This is a genomic window from Streptomyces asoensis (genome assembly GCF_013085465.1).
GTDB classification, from domain to species: Bacteria; Actinomycetota; Actinomycetes; order Streptomycetales; family Streptomycetaceae; genus Streptomyces; species Streptomyces cacaoi_A.
The window spans coordinates 3,733,938-3,757,030 of the sequence record NZ_CP049838.1 but is presented as its reverse complement, the minus strand read 5'-3'; the positions used below and the strand labels follow the sequence as shown (position 1 = coordinate 3,757,030).

The 23,093-nt window shown below is 71.4% G+C and carries 20 protein-coding genes; 7 read left to right on the top strand and 13 right to left on the bottom strand.

Annotated elements, in window-relative coordinates:
- The first annotated feature begins 295 nt into the window (after positions 1 to 295).
- Positions 296 to 1,714 carry a TQXA domain-containing protein gene (locus G9272_RS16650; RefSeq protein ID WP_171397311.1) on the top strand — a complete coding sequence of 473 codons (1,419 nt, stop codon included), beginning with the start codon at positions 296 to 298 and terminating at the stop codon, positions 1,712 to 1,714.
- A 261-nt stretch (positions 1,715 to 1,975) separates the two neighbouring features.
- Entirely contained in the window at positions 1,976 to 2,326 is a 351-nt protein-coding gene (locus G9272_RS16645) for a hypothetical protein (RefSeq protein WP_171397310.1), read from the top strand.
- A gap of 103 nt (positions 2,327 to 2,429) precedes the next feature.
- Here G9272_RS16645 and G9272_RS16640 read toward each other — a convergent pair whose 3' ends face one another.
- Entirely contained in the window at positions 2,430 to 2,951 is a 522-nt protein-coding gene (locus tag G9272_RS16640) for a hypothetical protein (RefSeq protein ID WP_171397309.1), read from the bottom strand.
- A 121-nt stretch (positions 2,952 to 3,072) separates the two neighbouring features.
- Positions 3,073 to 3,597: an HAD domain-containing protein gene (locus G9272_RS16635; protein ID WP_171397308.1), complete on the bottom strand. Its 525-nt coding sequence runs from the start codon at positions 3,595 to 3,597 to the stop codon at positions 3,073 to 3,075.
- A gap of 252 nt (positions 3,598 to 3,849) precedes the next feature.
- Here G9272_RS16635 and ettA point away from each other — a divergent pair, with 252 nt between their 5' ends.
- Genes ettA through G9272_RS16620 form a run of 3 tightly spaced genes read left to right on the top strand, consistent with a single transcriptional unit; the run spans position 3,850 to position 6,608 of the window.
- Complete coding sequence (gene ettA, locus G9272_RS16630; RefSeq protein ID WP_171397307.1) at positions 3,850 to 5,514, top strand: energy-dependent translational throttle protein EttA; 1,665 nt, start codon at positions 3,850 to 3,852, stop codon at positions 5,512 to 5,514.
- Positions 5,515 to 5,520: 6 nt separating this feature from the next.
- A complete protein-coding gene (locus G9272_RS16625; RefSeq protein ID WP_171397306.1) occupies positions 5,521 to 5,931 on the top strand; it encodes an acyl-CoA thioesterase in 411 nt (136 codons plus the stop codon).
- On the top strand, positions 5,928 to 6,608 hold the full coding sequence (locus tag G9272_RS16620) for a hypothetical protein (RefSeq protein WP_171397305.1): 681 nt from the start codon (positions 5,928 to 5,930) through the stop codon (positions 6,606 to 6,608). The genes G9272_RS16625 and G9272_RS16620 overlap by 4 nt, the downstream gene beginning before the upstream one ends.
- Positions 6,609 to 6,768: 160 nt before the next feature.
- Here the strand turns inward: G9272_RS16620 and G9272_RS16615 are convergent, their stop codons facing one another.
- Entirely contained in the window at positions 6,769 to 7,182 is a 414-nt protein-coding gene (locus G9272_RS16615; protein ID WP_171397304.1) for a globin, read from the bottom strand.
- 99 nt (positions 7,183 to 7,281) lie between these two features.
- Here G9272_RS16615 and G9272_RS16610 point away from each other — a divergent pair, with 99 nt between their 5' ends.
- Positions 7,282 to 8,319 (top strand): methyltransferase domain-containing protein, encoded by a 1,038-nt coding sequence (locus G9272_RS16610; protein WP_171397303.1) that lies wholly within the window; start codon positions 7,282 to 7,284, stop codon positions 8,317 to 8,319.
- Here the strand turns inward: G9272_RS16610 and G9272_RS16605 are convergent.
- The 4 genes from G9272_RS16605 to G9272_RS16590 all read right to left on the bottom strand — a co-directional run bounded on the left by G9272_RS16605 (position 8,316) and on the right by G9272_RS16590 (position 15,417).
- Positions 8,316 to 10,034: an FHA domain-containing protein gene (locus G9272_RS16605; protein WP_171397302.1), complete on the bottom strand. Its 1,719-nt coding sequence runs from the start codon at positions 10,032 to 10,034 to the stop codon at positions 8,316 to 8,318. The two genes, G9272_RS16610 and G9272_RS16605, sit on opposite strands and share 4 nt — an antisense overlap.
- 48 nt (positions 10,035 to 10,082) lie before the next feature.
- Complete coding sequence (locus G9272_RS16600; protein WP_171397301.1) at positions 10,083 to 11,429, bottom strand: vWA domain-containing protein; 1,347 nt, start codon at positions 11,427 to 11,429, stop codon at positions 10,083 to 10,085.
- A 148-nt stretch (positions 11,430 to 11,577) separates the two neighbouring features.
- Positions 11,578 to 13,089 (bottom strand): PP2C family serine/threonine-protein phosphatase, encoded by a 1,512-nt coding sequence (locus G9272_RS16595; protein ID WP_171397300.1) that lies wholly within the window; start codon positions 13,087 to 13,089, stop codon positions 11,578 to 11,580.
- 3 nt (positions 13,090 to 13,092) lie between these two features.
- Positions 13,093 to 15,417 (bottom strand): tetratricopeptide repeat protein, encoded by a 2,325-nt coding sequence (locus G9272_RS16590; protein ID WP_437184277.1) that lies wholly within the window; start codon positions 15,415 to 15,417, stop codon positions 13,093 to 13,095.
- A 10-nt stretch (positions 15,418 to 15,427) separates the two neighbouring features.
- Between G9272_RS16590 and G9272_RS46405 the strand changes: the two genes are divergently transcribed.
- The gene (locus G9272_RS46405) at positions 15,428 to 15,796 is read left to right on the top strand and encodes a hypothetical protein (protein ID WP_437184276.1); all 369 of its coding nucleotides are present in this window, start codon (positions 15,428 to 15,430) and stop codon (positions 15,794 to 15,796) included.
- Positions 15,797 to 15,821: 25 nt separating this feature from the next.
- Here G9272_RS46405 and G9272_RS16585 read toward each other — a convergent pair whose 3' ends face one another.
- From G9272_RS16585 to G9272_RS16560, 6 genes are all read right to left on the bottom strand, one after another.
- Positions 15,822 to 17,159, bottom strand: coding sequence for a hypothetical protein (locus G9272_RS16585; RefSeq protein ID WP_171397298.1), 1,338 nt, complete (start codon positions 17,157 to 17,159; stop codon positions 15,822 to 15,824).
- 74 nt (positions 17,160 to 17,233) lie between these two features.
- Positions 17,234 to 18,265, bottom strand: coding sequence for a glutamate ABC transporter substrate-binding protein (locus G9272_RS16580; protein WP_171397297.1), 1,032 nt, complete (start codon positions 18,263 to 18,265; stop codon positions 17,234 to 17,236).
- Between the two features lie 122 nt (positions 18,266 to 18,387).
- Positions 18,388 to 19,797 carry a hypothetical protein gene (locus G9272_RS16575; RefSeq protein WP_171397296.1) on the bottom strand — a complete coding sequence of 470 codons (1,410 nt, stop codon included), beginning with the start codon at positions 19,795 to 19,797 and terminating at the stop codon, positions 18,388 to 18,390.
- A 163-nt stretch (positions 19,798 to 19,960) separates the two neighbouring features.
- The gene (locus G9272_RS16570) at positions 19,961 to 20,935 is read right to left on the bottom strand and encodes an N-acetylglucosamine kinase (protein ID WP_171397295.1); all 975 of its coding nucleotides are present in this window, start codon (positions 20,933 to 20,935) and stop codon (positions 19,961 to 19,963) included.
- Positions 20,926 to 22,191 (bottom strand): 6-phospho-beta-glucosidase, encoded by a 1,266-nt coding sequence (locus G9272_RS16565; RefSeq protein ID WP_171397294.1) that lies wholly within the window; start codon positions 22,189 to 22,191, stop codon positions 20,926 to 20,928. Before G9272_RS16565 ends, G9272_RS16570 begins: the two co-directional genes overlap by 10 nt.
- 6 nt (positions 22,192 to 22,197) lie before the next feature.
- Complete coding sequence (locus tag G9272_RS16560; protein ID WP_171397293.1) at positions 22,198 to 23,091, bottom strand: carbohydrate ABC transporter permease; 894 nt, start codon at positions 23,089 to 23,091, stop codon at positions 22,198 to 22,200.
- Between the last annotated feature and the right edge of the window lie 2 nt (positions 23,092 to 23,093).

The following is a 23,093-nucleotide window of genomic DNA, read 5'->3' as shown; positions in this document are numbered from 1 at the left end:
GATGTCATGCGACGGAGTGGTGACGGAGTGTCAAGGTCTTTGCCGCGCCGACGCCGACCGAACTGCGGCTTATCGACGCATGCACTTCGAGCGACCAAGTGTATTTGTCGATAAGCCGGACCTCGGGACGATCTTGGGGATAACGATTCCGAGTCGGATCGGCGATCCGATGAGATGACCAGTAAGTGCGGTGCGCGACGTCTCTAGGATGCCGGACGTGGCTCACGGGGCTTCTGATTCTGCTGGTGGGACCCGTACCCCCCACATCAACGGGTCCTGCTCGAAGGGGAATTGCGTGATTTGTTCATTCTCGGCGCCGTTCGCGCGCGGGCGAGGGGCGGTCCGCCTCGCCGCGGCGGCGTTGGTGTCCGGCCTCTTCACCGTCGGTGTGATCGCCGGCGCGGGTACGGCCGCCGCCGCCGAGGTGACGCAGAGTCAGGGCGGTGCCACCGCGACGATAGGTGGCCTCAAGACCTACGGCGCCGCGGTGATCCACGCCGACGGCGGCGACCAGGAGGTCTCGGCCGGCCTGTTCGAGATGTCCGTCGAGGGCGGCGGCACCTTGCAGACCTACTGCGTCGACCTCTACAACCCCACGCAGAAGGACGCCAAGTACCAGGAGACACCCTGGAGCGGCACCTCGCTGGGCGCCAACAAGGACGCGGGCCGCATCCGTTGGATCCTTCAGCACTCCTACCCCCAGGTGAACGACCTGGCCTCGCTCGCGGACAAGGCGGGCATCGACGGCGGTCTCACCGAACAGGACGCGGCCACCGGCACCCAGGTGGCCATCTGGCGCTACTCGGACGGCGCGGACGTCGACGCCGTCGACCCGCAGGCCGAGCGGCTCGCTGACTACCTCCAGAAGGCCGCCCGCACCGTGGCGGAGCCCGAGGCGTCGCTCACCCTCGAGGCGCCCGCCGTCTCCGGTCACCCCGGCGAACTCCTCGGCCCGGTGACCGTGCACACCAACGCCAGCGGCGTGACGGTGACGCCTCCGCTGGACGCCGCCACCAGCGGCGTACGGATCGTCGGCAAGGACGGCAAGGTGGTCACGTCCGTGACGGACGGCAGCCAACTGTTCTTCGACGTGCCCGCCGACTCGGCCGACGGCTCGGCCGAGCTGACCGTCCAGGCCTCGACCACCGTCCCCGTCGGCCGCGCCTTCACCTCCGAGAGCCGCAGCCAGACCCAGATCCTGGCCGGCTCCAGCGAGTCGACGGTGTCGGCGACGGCGAGCGCGACCTGGGCGAAGCAGGGCGCCATACCGGCACTGTCCGCGGCGAAGAACTGCGCGAAGACCGGGGTGGACATCACGGCCGTCAACCAGGGCGACCAGGTCTTCACCTTCGAGCTGATGGGGACCGAGTACACCATCCCGGCCGGTGCGTCCCAGACGGTGACGATCCCGCTCCAGGAGGACCAGGCCTACGCCTTCACGATCAACGGCCCGCAAGGCGTCGAAAGCCGCTTCACCGGCGTCCTGGACTGTGAGACCCAGGCCGACGAGATCGCCGGCCTGACCACCCAGACCCTCAGCGAACCGAGCCCGGCCACCGTGGGCGGCACCTCCACCACCGACGACACCAACCTCGCCGCGACGGGCGGCACCAGCGCCACCCCCCTCATCGCCGGCACCGCCATCGGCCTGGTGGTCATCGGCGGAGCGGCCCTCCTGCTCGTGGGCCGCAAGGAGAACGAACCCCGTCACTGACCCGACCACAACCGCAGCGCGCCGAGGTCCCGGCAGGCGGGGACGACCTGCCGGGAACCTCGTGGCTCATGACCGCTCGCGAGCAGCACAGTTCCTCGCGTCCTGACGGCACGGCACCTGACGCGGGCAGCAGGCTCAAACGTCTGACGCGCACTGGGCCCCCGGAGCCGTGTGTGCAGACCCCGGTGCGAGGTGCCGGCCAACGTGGCTTCGTCGACCTCACGCTAGGGTGCCCGCCGCATCAGCAAGCTGGAGGGCCTCATGGCGAAGGATCGACGCGTTGACGACCAGGCGGCAATGGCCATGCTGACCTACTGCGCTGTGATCGAGATTCGAGCCATGGCACGACGGCACAAGCCGCTGGCCAGTTGGCCCGGTGATGACTACGTCGCATGCATCGCCTGGCTTGCCGACCTTGTTCACAACATTGCCATGGGCGCGAGACGAGAATCCCGGTGGACGTTTTGGCGCAAGCAGCAGCGCCCCATGGCCTGGACCTGGGCTGTGGCAGGTCCGGCCGGCCAAGCATGGATCCTGGCGACTCTCGCCAGGGAGGGACTGGAGTGGACCCCACCTCCGCTCCCTAATCAGGCCAGTGACATCGACGGCTGACATCAACGACGCCGGACGGGGGCGTATATACACCTCGACCAAGTCGCAGGCCCGCCCTCAGGGCAACCCTGCAACCAGCCGTAGAAACCCGAGCTTCCCAAGCTCAGCGCTCAGGCCCACCCTCGCCGGCAGTCCGAAACCGCTGCGGCAGGTTGGCCCGAGCCCTCCAATGTTCGGGGTCCCAGGGCTCTTCGAGCCACTTCGTCAGCTGTTGCGCTGCGGCTTCGAAAGCCGCCTCCAGCGAAACACCGTCGCGCACAGGGATCCCAAGGCTCGGCGCGTAGTGAGTGTTGTGGTTCTTCACGCACCAGCACGCCACCTCTACTGCGGCACAGACTCTCAGGCGGCCGGCCGGAGTCCACGCCACATCGATCGCCATCGACAACCAGTCGACGCGATCGTCATACAGCGAGAGTTCCGTCAGGAGTATCTCGGGGATGCCAACGCCTGGACCAGGGAAGTCGATGTGGTGCGGCCACCATTCCCACTCGGGCGTTTGGTCTGTGGGGCGCACGGCATCCACCACAGCCACCGCTCGGCGCATGCGCTGCCTACCGAGATCGTCGACGCGCGGGAAGAGTTCATCCAGCGGCACGCCGTCGAAGGGCCCGCGCATCGTGGTCATGGCTCAGAGCATCGCTTCTGCGGACAACAGCGGGCAAGAACCCGATCCGCATCACAACGCCTCCTCGTCACCGCCCCGCGCCGCCACGGGTCCGCTGAAATCGACGGCGCGGAAGCGGTGCTCATCTCGGCGTGACGAGGTCGAGCCAATCGGTGATCGCGGAGAGGTCCGCGTCTGTGAGGCCCCGGGCCGGTTCTACGCGGTGGAGCAGCGACGGCCCGGGATGTTGGGCAGCGACCCAGAGGCGGTCCATGGAGCTGATCTCGTCGTCGACCCAGATGAACGGTCGGCCGGCGGCCCACTCGACGAGGCGGCGGGTCTTCCAGTGCAGGCCGCGTGGGTCTGGCCCGGCATCGGCGGCGGTGTCCGGCCAATCGGCCACGGGCAGGTTCGGGAGCCCGATCCGTGGGGCGACCACCTCGTTCGCCTTCTCCATCCAGGTCGTGGCCCATACGAGGTCACAGCCCAGGGCCAGGAGACGCGGCCCGATCCCGGGGTCAAGCCGCTCCAGCAGTGGGTTTCCCTGATCGGCAGGCGTCGGGGCGCCGGTAGCGGCGGCCTGTGGGTGGTCGGGAGACGTCCCGAACGGGATGAGTGGACCATCGACGTCGAGGAAGAGAAGGGGACGCTCCGCTGCGCTGGTCACAGCGGCACGATAGACCGGCTGGGGAGGGGAGCGGCACCCTCGGACGGGCCGTCTCCGGGCTGTCTCTGGGCCGTGCGGCGGTGACCGTGGCCACTGATCAGCGACCGGTGATGACAGGTGCGCCACAGCCGTCTACGCCGAAACCCCAGGTCAGCCATCCCCGGCCGAATGGGTTAACACCCAGGGCTGGACCTCAGGCAAGATGGGGTGTATCTGCCCACTGCCAGATTTCAAGCTGCCGGACGGTTTCTCTTGGCTGAGTACATCTACACCATGCGCAAGACACGCAAGGCACACGGCGACAAGGTCATCCTTGACGACGTGACGCTGAGCTTCCTGCCCGGCGCGAAGATCGGTGTGGTCGGACCTAACGGTGCCGGTAAGTCCACCGTTCTGAAGATCATGGCGGGGCTCGAGCAGCCCTCCAACGGTGACGCGTTCCTGTCGCCCGGGTACAGCGTCGGGATGCTGCTCCAGGAGCCGCCGCTCGACGAGTCCAAGACCGTTCTGGAGAACGTGCAGGACGGCGCGGCCGAGGTCATGGGCAAGCTCAAGCGCTTCAACGAGGTCGCCGAGCTGATGGCGACCGACTACTCCGACGCGCTGCTGGACGAGATGGGCAAGCTCCAGGAGGACCTGGACCACGCCAACGCGTGGGACCTGGACACCCAGCTGGAGCAGGCCATGGACGCCCTGGGCTGCCCGCCCGGCGACTGGCCCGTCACCAACCTCTCCGGTGGTGAGCGCCGCCGCGTCGCGCTGTGCAAGCTGCTGCTCGAGGCCCCCGACCTGCTGCTGCTCGACGAGCCCACCAACCACCTGGACGCCGAGTCCGTGCAGTGGCTGGAGCAGCACCTCGCGAAGTACCCCGGCACCGTCGTCGCCGTCACCCACGACCGGTACTTCCTCGACAACGTCGCCGAGTGGATCCTGGAGCTCGACCGCGGTCGCGCCCACCCCTACGAGGGCAACTACTCCACCTACCTCGACACCAAGGCGAGCCGTCTCAAGGTCGAGGGGCAGAAGGACGCCAAGCGTGCGAAGCGTCTGAAGGAGGAGCTCGAGTGGGTGCGGTCCAACGCCAAGGGGCGTCAGGCCAAGTCCAAGGCGCGTCTCGCCCGCTACGAGGAGATGGCGGCCGAGGCCGACAAGATGCGGAAGCTGGACTTCGAGGAGATCCAGATCCCGCCGGGCCCGCGCCTGGGCTCCATCGTCGTCGAGGTCAGCAACCTCTCCAAGGCCTTCGGCGAGAAGGTGCTCATCGACGACCTCAGCTTCACGCTGCCGCGTAACGGCATCGTCGGGATCATCGGCCCGAACGGCGCCGGCAAGACCACCCTCTTCAAGATGATCCAGGGACTCGAGGAGCCCGACTCCGGGTCCATCAAGGTCGGCGAGACCGTCAAGATCTCGTACGTCGACCAGAGCCGCGAGAACATCGACCCGAAGAAGTCGCTGTGGGCCGTGGTCTCCGACGAGCTCGACTACATCAACGTCGGGCAGGTGGAGATGCCGTCCCGCGCGTATGTCTCCGCGTTCGGCTTCAAGGGCCCCGACCAGCAGAAGCCGGCCGGTGTGCTCTCCGGTGGTGAGCGCAATCGCCTCAACCTCGCGCTCACCCTCAAGCAGGGCGGCAACCTGCTCCTCCTCGACGAGCCGACCAACGACCTCGACGTCGAGACGCTGTCCTCCCTCGAGAACGCGCTGCTGGAGTTCCCGGGTGCGGCCGTGGTCGTCTCCCACGACCGGTGGTTCCTCGACCGGGTCGCCACTCACATCCTCGCCTACGAGGGTGAGTCCAAGTGGTTCTGGTTCGAGGGCAACTTCGAGTCGTACGAGAAGAACAAGATCGAGCGGCTGGGTGCGGACGCCGCGCGTCCGCACCGCGCCACCTACAAGAAGCTGACCCGGGGCTGATCGATCTTGCGGCACATCTACCGCTGCCCACTGCGCTGGGCGGACATGGACGCGTACGGCCACGTCAACAACGTGGTCTTCCTCCGCTATCTGGAGGAAGCCCGTATCGATTTCCTGTTCCGCCCGGACAAGGACTTCAAGCAGGGGTCCGTGGTGGCGCGCCACGAGATCGACTACAAGCGGCAGCTCGTCCACCGGCATTCCCCGGTCGACATCGAACTGTGGATCACGCAGATCAGGGCCGCGTCCTTCACCATCGCCTACGAGGTGAAGGACGGCGACCAGGTCTATGTCACCGCCTCCACGGTGATCGTGCCGTTCGACTTCGAGGCGCAGCGGCCGCGCCGGATCACCGCCGAGGAGCGTGACTTCCTCGCCGAGTACCGGGACGACGACGAGGAGGCCGTCGCAGCATGACGGTGCTCCACCTCGCCGACGAGGGGGAGGCGGCGGATGTCGCGGCCTTCCTCTCCCGGCTGCTCCACTACGACCGTGGAGCGGCGGTCCGGCTCCAGGCGGCCGGCACCGCGCTGGCCGTCTTCGGCCGGCCGCCCTCCTTCGAGGTGCTCGCGATCCGCGCGGTCCGGCTGGCCAAGCCGTACGAGAACGGCCTCGACGTCACGCTGGACGTGACCGTGTCGGCGGGGGAGCTGCTGGAGTCCGTCGACGAGAGTGCCGCGACGGCCGCCGTTCCCGCGGCCGTCACCGGGCCTCCGTGGGCCGGTGTGCTGCCGCCGCGCGGTGGATGGCAGCCCGAGGCGGGGCTGCCCGCCGCGGACGCGCTGCGCGCGATGGTCGGTGCGGCCGTCGCCGAATTCCGTTCCCGCACCGAGGAGTTGACGGCCGAGCTGCGGACGCGGGCCGAACTCGACCGGATCGGTCGGGAGATCTGGTCCCGGACGGTCGGGGACACCGGGCTTCCCGTGCGCGCCGTGCACGCGGCCCAGTCGCTCGGATTCCTTCGGCCCTCCACGGGTTCGGAGGAGCTGAAACTGCTCTCCTTCGGCGCGTGGCTGCGGCTGCGCACACCGTACGGGTCGATCGCCGTACGGCGGGCGGGGCGGCTGGGGATGCTCGACGTCAGCGTGCGCTGACGCTCGTCGTCCGCGGCGCCAGGCCCCGTTCATGCCCCCGGTTCGTCCCCTGCCATGCCCCCGGTTCGTCCCCTGCCATGCCCCCGGTCCGTTCCCCGTCATGCCCCCGGTTCGGCCCCGTCATGCCACGTCATGCCTCGGCTCGTCCCCCCGTCGCGGCCTACTCCGGGGTGTTCACCATCGATGCCGCCGCGTACGTCAGGTAGTTCCACAGGGTGTGCTCGTGCTCCTCGGACAGACCGAGCTCGTCGACCGCGACCCGCATGTGCGCCAGCCAGGCGTCGTGCGCGGCCCGGTCCACGACGAAGGGGGCGTGCCGCATCCGCAGACGCGGGTGACCGCGGTGCTCGCTATAGGTCGTCGGACCGCCCCAGTACTGCATGAGGAACAGCGCGAAACGCTCCTCGGCCGGACCCAGGTCCTCCTCCGGGTACATGGGCCGCAGGATCGGGTCCTCGGCGACTCCCTCGTAGAAACGGTGGACCAGCCGGCGGAAGGTCTCCTCCCCACCGACCTGCTCGTAGAAGGTCTGCTCCTGAAGCGTGCCGCGCCGAATCTCTTTCACGCCTCCCATGGTCTCAGACCGGGAGACGGAGGACTTGAGGCTTAGGACCGGCCCCTCCGGCCCTGCCAGCAGCTCGCTTCCCGGGGCCGCGCACCGCACAGTGGAGTCATGAGCGCGGACGCACTCGACAAGGAGCTGGCAGACCTCGCCGCATCGGCGCGGGCCGTGCTGCTGCGCGAGATCGAGGCGAGCGGGGCCTTCGACGCCGATCCGCGCTGGGCGGAGGCCTTCGCGGCGGTCCCGCGCCACCTCTTCGTGCCGTACTACTACGTCGGCGGTGTCGGCGGCTATGAACGGCGCTGGGGCGGGAGCCCGGACCCCCGTGCCCGGGAGCGCTGGGTGCGGGGCGCGTACGAGGACGCCCCGCTGGCCACCAGGCTGCGCGACGGCGTACTGCTCTCCTCCAGCAGCCAGCCCTCGCTGATGGCGCTGATGCTGGCCGAGCTGCGGGTCGAGGACGGCGACCGGGTGCTGGAGATCGGCGCGGGCACCGGGTACAACGCGGCGCTGCTGTCGTACCGGCTCGGCGACGCGAACATCACCACCGTCGACCTGGATCCGGAGATCACCGAGTCCGCCCGCCGGCACCTCGACGACGTCGGGTACCGGCCCACCGTCGTCACCGGGGACGGGGCGCGCGGGGTGCCCGAACGCGCCCCCTTCGACCGGATCATCGCGACCTGCACGCTGGCGTCGATCCCGCGCGCCTGGCTCGCCCAGTGCGCCCCCGGGGCCCTGATCCTGGCGCCGCTGGCCACCGGGCTGATCGCGCTGACCGTCCGGGACGCCGGACATGCCGAGGGCCACTTCCTGGAGACTCCGGCCTACTTCGTGCCGTTGCGCGGGTCGGACCGGCCCGAGCCGGAGCCGGTGGCACTGGCCGGGGTGCCGCACCGGGCCAGGGAGAGCGACCTGTTCCGCTTCCTGCTGGCCCTGACCCGGGGCACCCTCGACCCCCACGAGGCGTCCGCCCTGTGGGAGCGCGAGGGCATGCCGGGACGGGAGCGGTACGGCATCACGGTCGGCGCCGAGCATGCGTGGGCGTGGCTCGACGAACCGGAGGGGCCGTACGCGTGGCCCCTGCCGGGTTCGTCGGGTCCGTCAGATCTGTCGGGTCCGTCGGGTCCGGGCCTCTTCGAGGACTAGCCGCGGCGGATCGTGAGCGTCGTCCAGGCGCCGACGTGCACCTGGTCGCCGTCCTGGAGCGGCACCGGGACGAACGGCTGGATCGGTTCTTCCGAGCCGTTGACCGTGGTGCCGTTCGTCGAGTTCTGGTCGACGACCGCCCAGCTGCCGTCCGGCTGCTGGACCAGCACCGCGTGCTGGTGCGAGACGCCCGGGTCCTCCGGCGGCACCGACAGGTCCAGATCGGGGGTCTCCCCGGTGGAGTGGCGGCGGCGGCCGATGGTGAACTGGTTGCCGGTGAGCGTGCGCTGCTGCTCGGGCGAGTACGCGGGCAGGTTGAGCCCCGCGGCCTCGGGGCCCGAGCGGTGCATCATCGCCATGAAGTACGCGCGGTCCGGGCCGATGGTCACCGACCACGTGGCCGGCTGCTGCTGGTAGGCGGGGCCGGGCGGGGGCGGTGCCTGGGTGGCGCCGGGCTGCGGGTAGCCGTAGCCACCGCCGCCCTGAGCCGGGCCGGGGCCACCGGGGCCGCCGGGCGCGCCCTGGCCGGGGCCCGTGTTCGACGGCGGGGAGATCACCCAGTCGTCGTCGGCGCCGCCGAAGGGCCGGCCGCCGGGCTGTGGACGGCCCGTCTCCTGCGGGAAGCCGGGCTGGGCCGGCGGGCCGGACGGCTGGAAGGCCTGCGGAGCCCCGGGGCCGCCCTGGTTCCTGGGGTCGTTCTGGCCGCCGCCGAAGCCGCCCTGGCCCGGTATGCCGGGACCGGCCGTGGGTGTGGGCCCGGGCGGCGGCGGAACCGGCCGCGAGGGGTCGGCGCCGAAGCCGGACGGGCCACCGGGGCCGGGGCCGGGCGGACCCGGGGGACGGCCGCCGGGACCGGACGGCTCGCGACCGAAGGGGTCGCCGACGGGACCGCCGGGCTCGCGCCCGAAGGGATCGGAGGCCTGTCCGGTCTGCTCACGTCGGTAGGGGTCCGAGGGCGGACCCGACGGCTCACGCCCGAAGGGGTCGCCGGGCGGGCCGGGGGGACGGCCGCCGGGGCCTGACGGCTCGCGCCCGAAGGGGTCGCCGCCCTGGCCGGAGGGGTCCCTCCCGTAGGCGCCCGGAGGCGGACCACCGGCAGGACCGCCCGGACCGCCCGGACCGCCCTGTCCACCGTGCCTGCCCTGACCGCCCTGACCGCCCGGGCCCGACGGCTCGCCGCCGAACGGCGGGATCGGCTCGGCGGGACGGTTCATCTGGGACGGGCGGGAGCTCTGGTACTCGAACGAGTCACTGCCCCCGTAGGAGGGAGGCGGCGGCTGGAAACGCCCGCCGGGACCGCCAGGACCGCCGGGACCACCCGGACCCGGACCGCCCGGACCGCCCGGACCGCCCGGACCGCCCGGACCCGCGCCGGGGCCCGGCGCCGGTGGGCGTGGGGCGGCCGGGGTGTACGAGGTGGCCGTGTTGGTCAGGAAGTTCCACCGGCACTCCTCGCAGAACGGCGCACCGCCCTCACGGGGCGTACGGCACTGCGGGCAGAGCTCGGGCTCGTGGTCCGGCACGGACGACAGGTGCCGTCCGCCGGGCTGGCCGGGCTGGCCGCCCTGGCCGGGCGGGGGCGGCGGGAAGCCGTAGCCGCCGGCGGGCGGGGGCGGCGGGGGAGGGGGCGGAGGTACGGCACCGGCCATGCGGTGACCGCAGACCTCGCACCAGTCGTCGGAACCCGACTGGTGTCCGTTCGGGCAGGTCGGCATGTCGGCGCGTCCCCCTCTCTCCTTCGGTGTCCCAAAAGCGCGTTCAGGTCACTTCTTTACACGAACAGTCTTTGTGGACCGGGTCTCGAGCGTCATCTCGTCGGCGTCCGTGACCTTCGCCTTCAGTCGCACAGTACCTGTCGTGGCGTCGACCACGTCCACCACCTTCGCAAGCAGTTTCGCAGTATCACCGTTCCCCGAGGCGCTCGCGAGCTGAACGGCCCGGCCCAGTTTGGCCGTTGCTCCATCCATATCGCCCGCTTTGCGAAGGTCCAGCCCTTGTTGGATGACCTGTGCCAGTTCGGCCTGGCCCGTGTAGTGCGCGACCTGAGGGTTGATCGACGTGGAGGCGGACATGTCGTCGGTCCACACGGCCCGCACGAGACCCTGCGCGCCGAGGTTCTGGACCGTCCCGTCCGGTTGCGGAATGACCAGGGAGACCCGGGCGGCGAGCATCTCCTGGCCGACGTTCGCGGCCGGGACCTCGACGCACACGTGGTAGTCGCGGGACTCGTCGCCCCAGGAACCGGTGGGGTAGTCGCCCGCGCGCGGGCCCGCCTCGGTACGGCGTTCGGTCAGCTCCTCGACCGTCGGCGCGACCTGCTTGACGAACTTGATGGCGGTGCCGACCGGGGTCCACAGGCGCAGCGCGACGTCCGCGACCTCCTTGCCCATCGCCGTCTCCATCATCTGCGTGAAGTCGGCGGCGAGGCCGGCCGGGTCGGCGACGATGTCGGCGGTGCCGAGCAGGGCGGAGGCGATCCCTGTGACTTCTTTCACTTCCCAGTCGGTGCCCACGCCGCGGGCGTCACAGGTGAAACGGCCGGCGCAGTCGTCGAGGGCGGCCTTGAGGTCCTGCGGCGACTCGTGCTCGTTGCGGCCGTCGGTGAGCAGGATGCCGTGCCGGATGGCGACGTCCGCCGTCGACAGCAGCCGGTCGGCCAGCCGCAGCCAGGTGCCGATCGCGGTGCCGCCGCCCGCGCTCAGCCGGCGCAGCGCCTGCTTGGCCTGCTCGCGGGTGGTCGCGTCGGCGACCGCGAGCCGGCCCCCGCCCGGGTAGACCTCCTTGGCGACATGGGTGCCGCCGATCACCGAGAAGTGCACGCCGTCGCGCAGGGTGTCGATGGCGGCGGCGGTGGCGTCGCGGGCGTTGCGCATCTTGGTCGGCGGGTAGTCCATCGAGCCGGAACAGTCCACCATGATCGCCACGGCGGCGGACGGGCCCTGGCTCGGCGAGTACAGGTGCGGCGCGGCTGCCGCGCTGCCCACCGTGCCGCCGCCGGTGGCGGTGACCGTGACGATCGCGTTGACCTCGCGGCCGCCCTCCGGCAGGTACTCGTTCTGATAGACGTCCACCGAGAACTGCGGCACGTTCGACTTCGAGAAATTGGCCATGCCTACTCAAATCCCCCTCGAAAACCCCACGTTCGCGGGGCGATGTCTGAATACGGACCGGTCCCCACCGGTCCGTACGCGTGCTTCCCCGTGCTTCCCGTGTTTCCCGTGTTTCCCCGTGTTTTCCGGTGTTTCCCTGTTTGCGGCCTCAGGCCGATCCTGCCCCCTGTGCGGGGGCGGGGAACGGCACGACGGCCACTGTTACGTTGTCGTGGCCCCCGCCGTCCAAGGCGTGGCCGACCAGGACGCGTGCGCTGTGCAGAGGGCGGGCGGAGGCGTCCGGCGGGAGGACCTCGGCCATTTCCTCGGCCGCCTCCGCGTAGTTCCACAGGCCGTCCGTGCACACCACCACCACGCCGGGCCGGTCCGGCTTGAAGGACGCGGTGTGCGGCTCCAGTTCGTAGGCGTCGGCGCCGAGCCAGCCGGTGATCGCGTGGGCGCGCTCGTCGGCGTAGGCCTCCGCCTCGCTCATCAGGCCCGCGGCGACCATCTGCGCGGCCCACGAGTCGTCCTCGGTGAGCCGGGCCGGGGGTGAACTGCGGTCCGCCGGGACCCAGTAGGCGCGGCTGTCGCCGACCCAGCCGACGACGAGCAGCCCTGGCGTGACGATGGACCCGACGAGGGTGCAGGCCGGGGCGTTCTGGTGCGGGGCGTGCTCACGGGCCGTGGCCGGCTCGTCGGCCAGCGCGTTGACCGCGTGCGAGGCGGCGACGATCGCCTCGTGCATGGCCTGCTGCGGGTGAGTGCCCTGTGGCAGCGCGGCCAGCAGCGACTCCCGTGCCGTCTTCGACGCGGCGAGGGAGGCGTCGTCGGGGCGGGTCGCGGAGGACACGCCGTCGCAGACGATCGCCACGAGCGCGGGGGAGCCGTCGGGCAGGGCGGTGCGGCCGAGGCCGAAGGCGTCCTCGTTGCGGTGGTGGCGCAGACCACGGTCGCTGACGGCGGCCAAAGGCCCCGACTCCAGCTCCATGTGGTCGCGTTCGCGCGGCTGGGCGTGCCCGCAGTTCTCGCAGTACCCGTCGTCGTCGACCCGGCCCGCCCGGCAGGCCACGCACACCTGGGCGGTCTCGGCCACCACGGCGGCCTCGGCGGCCACCCGGGGGTCCGGCGCCTGGAGGGCGTACTCGTCGGGCTCCGAGGGCCGGTCGAACCGGACGCCGGAGACGCCGGCGCCTCCGGTGACACCGGAGGCACCGGAAGCGGGGGGAGCCGACGGGAGCGGGGCGCCGGGGGCCGGCGGCACCGGCGCGGCGGGACCCGACGGCGGCACACCGGGACCCTGCGGCACCGACGCACCGGAACCCTGCGGCACCGGTACTCCCGAGGCCGACTGGGGCGGCAGTGCCGCAGCGGCGACACCACTCGCACCGGCACGGCTCGGACCGGCACCGCTCACACCGGCACCGTTCGCGGTGATACCGCTCAGGGCGGCACCCGGCACGGCCGTGCCGCTCACCGTCGGCCCCGTCGGTCCCGCCGCGGCCTGCGCGGGGGCCGGCTGGGCCGAGCCGTTCATCGTGAGGGTCGGGTGGTCGTCCGGGCGCGACGGTACGGCGGACAGGTCGTATCCGCACGCACCACAGAAACGGTCAGCCGCGTCGAGCGGCTCAGCGCAGCTCGGACACGGCGGCAGGGCGGCCTGCCGGGGCATCTGGGACATCAACTACACCCACGTCCGGGGGCGGTAACGATTGGCACGTTCCACCAGGTCGATCCTTTCCTCGCCGCCGGTCGCCAGCCGGGCCAGCGTGCGGTACGAGCGCTCCAGGCCGAAGCGCAGCCCCCGCTCGTCCAGTTCGCTGCCGAGCAGCACCCGGGCGGCCGAGCCCGCGCCCTGGCCACCGGAGAGTATCCAGTCGAGGGCACAGCCGAGGACTTCCGCGGACAACTGCTCGCGCCGCGTCGGATCCAGACCGTACGCGTCCAGCGCCTCGACCTGGGCCGCGGCGGCGGTGAGGTCCTCCAGGAAGGGTACGTCGGAGGCGAGGGCGGTCCGCTCCCGGAGTCGGGCCCGCACGGCCGCCACCCGGGCCGCCGTGTAGTGGATGGAGGACTCCGGCACCGACTCCAGCGTCCGTACGGCACTGCGGCGGTCCCCGGCCGCGAGCTGCACGCGGGCCAGGCCGAACGCGGAGCTCACATAGCTCGGGTCGGTCGACCACACCAGGCGGTAGTACTCGGCGGCGTTGTCCAGCTGCCCCAGCACCTCCGCGCACAGGCCGAGCGCCAGCTTGGGCGAGGGTTCGCCCGGGAAGGCGTCGTAGATCGCGTCGAAGGCGAGCGCGGCGCCCTCGTGGTCGCCGGTGACCAGCGAGGTCACGCCCCGGTACCAGACCACCCGCCAGTCGTCGGGCCGTTCGCCCTCCAGTTTCTGGAGGGACATGAGGGCGGCCTGGTGGTCGCCGTTCTCCAGCCAGGCGCGGATCTGCCGCAGCCGGGTCTCGACCGACGGTGCGGGCGCGGCCGCGAGAGCCGTGATCAGCTCGGCCGGCGCGGACGCCAGCAGGCCGGCGAGGAAACCCGCGTTGGGGTCGGTGGCGTCGACGTGCGGAACGGGCAGCGCGAGCGCGGCAGCGGGCGCGGGGACGGTCTTCACGAGGCCGGGGGAGACGGTGCTCCCGGCGACTGTGCTCCCGGCGCCGGTGCTTCCTGCGCCGGGCGACGCGACACCGCCGGCACCCGGCAGCCCGGGGCCGCCGACGAAGGCGGGAGTGGCGCCGGAGAGTGCGGGAGCGGCGCCGGCGAAGGCGGGAGCGACGCCGGGCAGGGCGGGAGCGGTGCCGCCGGATGCCGCGGTCCCGTGGCCCGCGCCGCGGGTGAGGGCCGGCGCGGCGCCCGAACCGCCGAACAGCCGCGACGACTTGACGGCGACCCGCGCGCCCAGCCGTGACACCTCGCCGGTCGGCTTCGGGAACAGCTCCGTGTCCGTGACCTTGACCTCCGGCCCGAACAGTGTCGACAGCGCGGGCCGGGCCCGGCCGCTCTGGAGCGAGACGACCTCGCGCAGCACGCCCGTCAGCTGCTCCGCCATCTCCTGCGCGGAGGCGAACCTGCGGGCCGGGTCGGGGTCGGTGGCGCGGACCAGCAGCCGGTAGAACGACTCGTACTGGCGGAAGACCTCGATGTTGTCGGGGTCGGGCAGCGAGTCGACGAAGACGGTCGTGTAGCCCTGGAAGTCGAAGGTCAGGACGGCGAGCGTACGGCCCACCGTGTACAGGTCGGACGCGACCGACGGGCCGACCTCCGCGACCTCCGGGCCCTGGTAGCCGACCGTGCCGTAGATGGCCGACTCGTCGTCGTCCATTCTTCGGACCGCGCCCATGTCGATCAGCTTGAGCTGGTCCTCGGTCTGGATCGCGTTGTCGACCTTGAAGTCGCAGTACAGCAGGTTGCGGCTGTGCAGATGGCCGAGCGCCTCGAGCGCCTCGATGCCGTACGCGCACGCCTGCTCCACGGGGAGCGGATCCCGCTTGCCCTGCGGAGTGCGGCGGTCGTTGGCGATCTCCTTGAGGGACTTGCCGCCGACGTACTCCATGACGATGTAGCCGTCGAGCGAGCCGGTGCGCTGGTCGAGGTGTTCGACGAAGTTGTAGATCCGCACGATGTTGGCGTGCTCGATCTCGGCGAGGAAGCGCCGCTCGGAGATGGCGGCGGCCATCGCGTCCTGGTCACCGGTGTCCAGGAGGCCCTTGAGCACCACCCACCGGTCCGAGACCGCGCGGTCGACCGCCAGGTAGACCCAGCCGAGCCCGCCGTGCGCGAGACAGCCCACGACCTCGTACTGGCCGTGCACGACGTCGCCGGCCTTCAGCTTCGGCACGAAGGAGTACGGGTGGCCGCACTTGGTGCAGAAGCCCTCCGTGCGCCCCTCCCGCTCGCCGCGCGAACGGCCCACCGGAGCACCGCAGTCGGAGCGCGAGCAGAACCGCTTGCGCTCCGGCACCTCGGGATTCTCCTGCACCATCCCGCGCGGGTCGGGCCTCGGCACCTGCGGCACCGTGACCAGGCCGGCACCGAGCCGGGCCCGCCCGGAGGAGCCGGCGGTCGAGCCGGAGCTGCGCACCGACACCGAACGGCCCGTCGACTTGCCCGAGAGCGACCGGGACAGCCGCCCGGACACCGAGCGCCGCGACTTCGACGACTGCGACGACGTACGGGTACTGCGGGCGCTGCGCGCGCTGGAGCGTGAACTGGCGCTGCCCGCCGACCCCTTGCCGCCCCCGGTCACCCCGGTCGGCGGTGAGCCGATCAGGCCTCCCCCGGAGGCGGGACCCCCGGACGAGACGACCGGGGCCAGACCGCAGGTGTCGCAGTACAGCTCGCCGCCGCCCACATCCTCGTACGACCCCTCGCAGCCCGGCCGCTGACACGCCTGCCCTGCCTGACTCATGGCTACTGCTCCCCCCTACGGTCCTGAGGTCCGCCCTGCTCCGGCACGCGCGGTGCCGTGAGCAGTTCGGCTGCCGCCCGCTGGTAGCGCAGGACGGCCTGTTCGGCGACGCGCAGATCACAGGGCGCGCTCCACAGCATGCGGCGCGCCGCGTCGTAGCGCTCGATGAGGAACGGGTCCTCGGCGAGCCCGTGCCGGGCGACCTTCGCCTTGTACGCGTCGAGACGGCCGCGCAGCTCCGCGCGGACCGCCAATGGCTGGGTGACCGCGGTCAACGACTCGCGGGCGCGCAGCAGTTCGTCCTCCGCCTTCTGCTCCAGGGACTCCAGGAGCGGGGACAGGCGGTGCCACTGGGCGTGCCTGCGGTACTCGGCGGCCGTCGCGAGCTGCTCCTGGAGCACGGTCGGCGGGCCGCTGACCACCGGCACCTCCGTCGCGGCGATCTTCGCGAGCACCTCGCCGCGCGCGGTGCGCGCCTCGGCGAGCGTCCGGTCGGCCCGGCTGAGGGTGTCCCGCAGCTTCACCAGTCGCTGCTCGGCGTCCTGGCGGACCGTCAGCACGGCGTCGATCTCGCGGCGTACGTCCTCCAGGGCGCGTGCCTCACGGTCGTACACCGTGGTGTCCGGACGGCCGCCGCCCGGCGCCGAACTGCCCTGTGCGCGGACCCAGAAGGCGAGCGGGTCCGACACCACCTGCTCGCGCAGGGAGGTCAGGGTGTGGGTGATCCGCTCGAGGTCGTCGCCCGCCGGGTGCTCGCCCGGGCGGACGCCGACGGAGTGGGCGAGCCGGCGGGTGCGCTGGAGCTCCGCGGCCAGTAAATCTATCCGGGCGGGCAGCGCCGACCACACCGCGTCGGCGGTCACGACCATGTCGAGCGAGGACGCGTAGAGCTCGTTCATCCGGTCGACGAGGGTGCTGAGGGAGAAGCTGTGGCTGAGCCGGCCGGCGCTGTGCAGCGTGGGCGCGTTGGCGGTGGCGGCCGCCGTGCCGGCGGCGGAGCCCGCCACCGTGACCGACTCGCCGCGCAGCAGTTCCGTCAGCTCCGCCAGGTCCTCGCGGCTGGACCAGCGGCGGCGCGAGCGGATGTCGCGGGCGCCGCGCAGCGCGTCCGTGTACGCGTCGAAGTACGTCCACAGCAGCGTGATCGACGCGTCCGCGGACGCCCAGCGCTCCTTGGTGACACCGGTGAGTTCGGCGCCTTCGAGGAGCCTGCGGCCCGCGTGGTCCTGGAGGGCGAGGAGCGAGGTCTCGATCGCCTCGTGCTCCGCGCCGAGCCGCGCCAGCGCACGGTCGACCTCGTCCCGGTCCATCACCGGCCCGGGGGGTCCCGTGACGCCCATCGATCACCTCTCGCTGCTGTGTCGGTCTCTCGGCTCTGTCCGCCGTCGGCCCCGCCGTCCTGCCCGCCGGTCCGTCAGCTCGTGCTCAGGTACTGCGGCGCGGGCGGCTTCGACTTCGTCGCGTCACTGCCCAGTGTCGCCGACAGCCACTTGTCGTACGACGCCTGCCAGCCGCTCGCTCGGTACTCCACCAGGATCTGGTTGACCCGGCGTACCAGATCCGTCGCGTCCTTCTTCATGGCCACGCCGTAGTACTCGGTCGTGAAGGGGGCGCCCTTCAGTTCGACCGTGGGGTCCTGGGCGGCCTGACTGGCCGCGAGCGCGCCGTCGGTGACCACCGCGTCGACCTCGCCGAGCTGAAGCCTCACCAGGCAGTCGAGCTGGTTGGGCACGGGGGCGGCGATCACGACGCTGGAGGCGATCTTGCCGGCCTCCTTGTCGTCGACCAGCTTGGTGTTGGCCGTCGAACCGGTCGCCGTGCAGACCTTCTTCTTCGCCAGCGTGTCGTCGTAGCCCTTGATCGTCGAGGACTTGGGCGCGAGGACCTGCTGTCCCGTCTTGAAGTAGGGCGCGGAGAAGGCGACATCGTTCAGGCGGGTGCAGGAGATCGTCATGGTGCGTACGACCATGTCGACCCGGCCCTCCTGGATGGCCGGGATGCGCTGGTTGGTCGGGATGGCCTTGAACTGGACCGCGTTCGGGTCGCCGAGGATGTCCTGGGCGATCCGGTGGACCAGGTCGATGTCGAAGCCCTCCAGCTCCGCGCCCGTGTTGTTGGGGTCGCGGTAGCCCCAGCGGTAGCTGTTCTGGTCGACGCCGACGATCAGCTTGCGCTTCTCGCCCGTCCGGGCCTTGATGGCGGCGATCGTCGGACCGTCCGCGCTCGACGGTGTCGGCGTCCGCTTCTCCGGGTCCGTGCAGTCGGCGTCGGCCGCCTGGGTGCCCGCGGCGACGCCCTGGCCGGCCCGGCCGGTGCTTCCGTCGCCGGGCGACCGGGTCGTCCACGGCAGCAGCAGGACGAAGGACAGTGCGAGGGCGCACAGGGCCGCCATCGCGCCCACTCCGCCCCAGCCCTTCAGGCCGGCCCGCACTCGTCGCACACGCATCGTCACGCCCCCTTCCACCGGTACGCCTCCTTCCGCCGGTTCGCCCCCGCCCACCGACACGCTCCTGCCCACCGGGAGACGCCTGTTCACCGATCCGCGCCCGTTCACCGGCCCACGCCTGTTCACCGGTACTCCGACAGTCTGCGGCCGATGCCGACGACCGCGCCCGCGGCGCCCAGCACGGCGAGCACGGCGGCGCCGATCGGCAGGCCGGTCATCGCGCCCAGACCGTCCCCGGCCGCCTGCCGGAACTCGGTCTGCTCGTGCGTCAGCGCGTCCGCGAGGTTCTGGTCGACGTTGTCGAAGCACGCGCCGGTCGCGTCCTTGCCGCCGATCACCAGGGCCAGTGCCTGCTCGTAGTTGCCGTTGTCGTCCTGCGCGCGGGCCGCGGTGTGGCGCTTCTTCCACTCCGCCATGTTGCTCTCGGCCGACGCGACCGGCTTCTCGCCCGCCTGGTCGTCGGCGAGCTTCGCCGCGAGGGTGAGGCCCTTGCCGAGGGTGTTCATCTCGGTGGTGAAGTCGTGGTCGTACTTGTCGAGCGTCACCTCGTCGCCGTCGGCCGTCACCTTCACCGTCTCGGCGCCGCGCGCCACCAGCGTCAGGTTCTCGTTGCCGCGCGCCTTGAGGGAGGCGATCCGGGCGTCGTGCAGGACGTTCAGCGAGCGGACGCCGTGGTCGTAGGAGTCGTCGAGCCCCGCGCGGGCCACGCTGTGGCCGACGACCAGCCAGAGCAGGACGACCGTGGTGGTCGCCGTCGCCGCGACCAGGCCGTGGTTCAGGACGCGGTTCGTACGGCGGTAGTTGCGGTGCTGCGCCCAGGCGAGACCGGCCAGCGCGACGACGCCCAGCGCGATCGCCGCCCAGGGGTAGGGGGTGGCGTCGCCGTAGTCGTCCTGGAGGCGCTGGTTCTCCTTCGTGTAGAGATCCTGGGCCGCCGGGAGCATCTCCCCCTGCATCTTCTGGTTCGCGTACCGCAGATAGGCGCCGCCGACGGGGAAACCCTGCCGGTTGTACGTCCGCGCGCGCTCCACCAGGCCCTTGTACTCGGGCAGCAGTTTGTTCAGCTTGGTGATGAACGCCGTCGAGGGCGAGTCGGGATCGGCGTTGTTGGCCGCCGTGACGAGCTTGGAGGCGGCCTCGTCGATGTCCTCCTCGTAGCGCGACCGGGACTCCGCCGTCTCCTGGCCCCCCGCCAGGAACCCGCTGGAGGCCGCCGTGTTGGCGTCGGCCAGCGCACGGTAGATGTCGGCCGCGGCCGTGCTGAGCGGCTGGCTCTTGTGCAGCACGTCGTCGGCGGCGGCCGCGCGGTCGGTCGTCTGCCAGGCCGTCACGGCGCCGAAGGCGAGGACGAGCAGGGCGAGGAAGGCGCCGATGATGCGGAGCCGGCCCGGCTCCGTGGTCGCCGCCGCGCGCGCCTTGTCGACGCCCTCGGCGAACGCCGTACGGCGCGTCGGCGGTGGCGCCGAGGCCGGCGCGAGTGGCGCTACGGTGCTGCTTGGTGCCGGGTTTGCCACGTTTTTGACCTCCCCCATGGTCATCTACCGCCGCCAGTATCGCTGGCGGGACCGGTCATGCGCACCGGCCTTCACTGGATCTTGATCAGATCGCAGTCACCCCTGTCCATGAATACGCGTCGGGTGGGTGTTCGGTTCCTTCGTGGGGACCCGTGTTGTGTCCGGGGGCACCTGCGGTCACTCACCCCGCGTCGAAGTGTCTTCGCACCCTTCCCTGCACGTCGGCGTCCGCTCCCAGCCGGTCCAGGCCCAGCAGCGCGGCCCCCAGCACCGGGCGCTCCCGTACGACGCTCGGCACCGCCTTCGGCGCCCGGGCGGCCAGGAGCTCGCGTACCCCGTCGTCCAACTGCTCGTGGCCCGCGGTGAGAACGCCTCCCCCCAGAAGTACCGGTGTCTCCTCCTCCAGAAGGTCCAGACGGGTCAGGGCGACCGTCGCCATCGACACCACCTCCTGCGCCAGCCGGTCGACGATCGTGCGCGCCACCGGGTCCCCGTCCCGCGCCGTCCTGAAGAGGACCGGGGTCAGTTCGTGGCGGCGGGACGGGGAGATGTGCTCCAGGTGGAGGGCCTCGATCAGGGCGTACATGGACGGCAGACCGAAGTGGGACGGGAGCGCGTCGGTGAGGGACGTCGGTCCGCCCCTGCCGTCCTCCGCCCTCGCCGCGTGCCATATCGCCTCCTCGGCCAGGCCCCAGCCGCCGCCCCAGTCGCCGGAGAGGCGGCCGAGGGCCGGGAAGCGTGCGGTGCGGCCGTCGGGGCGCATGCCGACGCAGTTGATGCCGGCGCCGCAGACGACGGCCACCCCCCGGGGGTCGGCGACGCCCGCCCGCAGGATGGCGAACGTGTCGTTGCGGACGTCCACGGAGGTGCCCCACGCGCGTGCGTGCAGGGCCGCCGCCAGCTGCTCCTCCTCCACCGGCAGGTCCGCGTTGGCCAGGCAGGCCGAGACATGGACCGCCGAGTCGACGCCGGCCGCCGTGTACGCGCGCGTGACGGTGTCGGCCAGGGCGTCCACCGCCGCCGTCACGCCCACGGCGGGCGGGCGGAAGCCGTCGCCGCGGGCCGTGGCGAGGACCTCTCCGTCGGCCGCCACGACCGCGACGTCCGTCTTGCTGTTGCCCGCGTCGATGGCGAGCACGCTTGCCGTCAGGCCCACGCGAGATGCTCCCGGTTGTGTGCGATCAGCTGGTCGGTCAGCTGCTCGGCGTACTCGTACTGGGCGACCAGGGGGTGGGACAGCAGGGCCTTGAAGACCCTGTCGCGGCCACCGCGCAGGGCCGCCTGAAGGGCCAGGTCCTCGTACGCCGTCACGTTCGCCATCAGGCCCTTGTAGAGCGGGTCGAGGGGCGGTACCGGGAGCGGGGACGGACCCTTGGGGCCCACCGCCGCCTGGACCTCGATCACCGCGTCGTCCGGGAGGAAGGGCAGCGTGCCGTTGTTGAGGGTGTTCACCACCTGGTAGGGGCTGCCGGAGCCGGTCAGCAGCGCCGCCGCCAGGTCCACCGCTGCCTCCGAGTAGTAGGCGCCGCCGCGCTTCGCCAGCAGCTCCGGCTTCTCGTCCAGGGCCGGGTCCGCGTACAACGACAGCAACTGGCGTTCCATCGCGGCCACTTCCGCCGCCCTCGACGGCTTGGTGCGCAGCTCCCGTACGACCTCGTCGTGCGCGTAGTAGTAGCGCAGGTAGTAGGAGGGGATCGTGCCCAGCCGGTCCAGGAGTACGCGGGGCAGGCGCAGGTCGGCGGCGATCGTGTCGGCGTGGGCGGCCAGGAGGCCCGGCAGCACGTCCTCGCCCTCGGGACCGCCCAGGCGCACCCCGGTCTCCCAGGTGAGGTGGTTGAGGCCCACGTGGTCCAGGTGGACGTCGGCCGGGGTGACGTCGAGCAGGGCGGCGAACTTCCGCTGGAGGCCGATCGCCACGTTGCACAGGCCGACCGCCTTGTGGCCGGCCTGGAGGAGGGCCCGGGTGACGATGCCGACCGGGTTGGTGAAGTCGATGATCCAGGCGTGCGGGTTGGTCCGGCGGACCCGTTCGGCGATGTCCAGGACCACCGGGACGGTCCGCAGCGCCTTCGCGAGGCCGCCCGCTCCCGTCGTCTCCTGCCCGACGCAGCCGCACTCCAGCGGCCATGTCTCGTCCTGCTCGCGGGCCGCCTGGCCGCCGACGCGGAGCTGGAGCAGCACGGCGTCGGCGCCCTCGACGGCCGCGTCCAGGTCGGACGTCGTCACGATGCGGCCCGGGTGGTCCTGACGGCCGAAAATCCGGCGGGCCAGGCCGCCGACGAGTTCCAGGCGGTCGGCCGCCGGGTCGACGAGGACCAGTTCCTCGACGGGGAGGGTGTCCCGCAGGCGTGCGAAGCCGTCGATGAGTTCGGGTGTGTAGGTCGAGCCGCCGCCGACCACGGTGAGTTTCATGGCTTGTTAACCCTTTACTCCGGTGAGGGTGACACCTTCGACGAACGCCTTCTGGGCGAAGAAGAACACGAGGATCACGGGGGCCATGACCAGCACGGTGGCCGCCATGGTGAGGTTCCAGTCGGTGTGATGCGCGCCTTTGAAGGACTCCAGGGCGTAGGAGAGGGTCCACGCGTTCGGATTTTCGGAGGCGTAGATCTGGGGACCGAAGTAGTCGTTCCAGGCGGCGAAGAACTGGAAGAGGGCGACGGCTGCGATGCCGGGCTTCGCCATCGGCAGTACGACCTTCAGCAGGGTGCGCAGGTCGCCGCAGCCGTCCACCTTCGCCGCGTCCAGGTACTCGTTCGGGATGGTCAGCAGGAACTGACGCAGCAGGAAGATCGAGAACGCGTCGCCGAACGCCAGCGGGATGATCATCGGCCACAGGGTGCCCGACAGGTCCAGCTGCTTCGCCCAGAACAGGTACATCGGGATGACGACCACCTGCGGGGGCAGCATCATCATCGAGATCACCAGCATGAGCGTCAGATTCCGGCCCCGGAAGCGGAACTTGGCCAGCGCGTACGCCACGGGGATGGACGAGACGACGGTGAGGACCGTGCCCAGTCCGGCGTAGATCAGCGTGTTCCTCCACCAGGTGAGGAAGCCCGGGGTGTCGAAGACCTTCTTGTAGTTGGCCCACTCCCAGGTGTGCGGGATCAGGTCCCGGCTGAGTGCCTGGGAGTCGCTCATCAGGGACGTCAGGAACACGAACACGAAGGGGAGGGTGAAGAAGAGGGCCGCGGCCACGCCGAGGGAGTGGACCGCGATCCATTCCAGCAGCGCCTTGCGGCGGGCGGTGCGCTCGGCGGGCGAGGAAGGTGCCTTCAACTCCACCGGCCGGTCCAGTACTTGAGTCATGT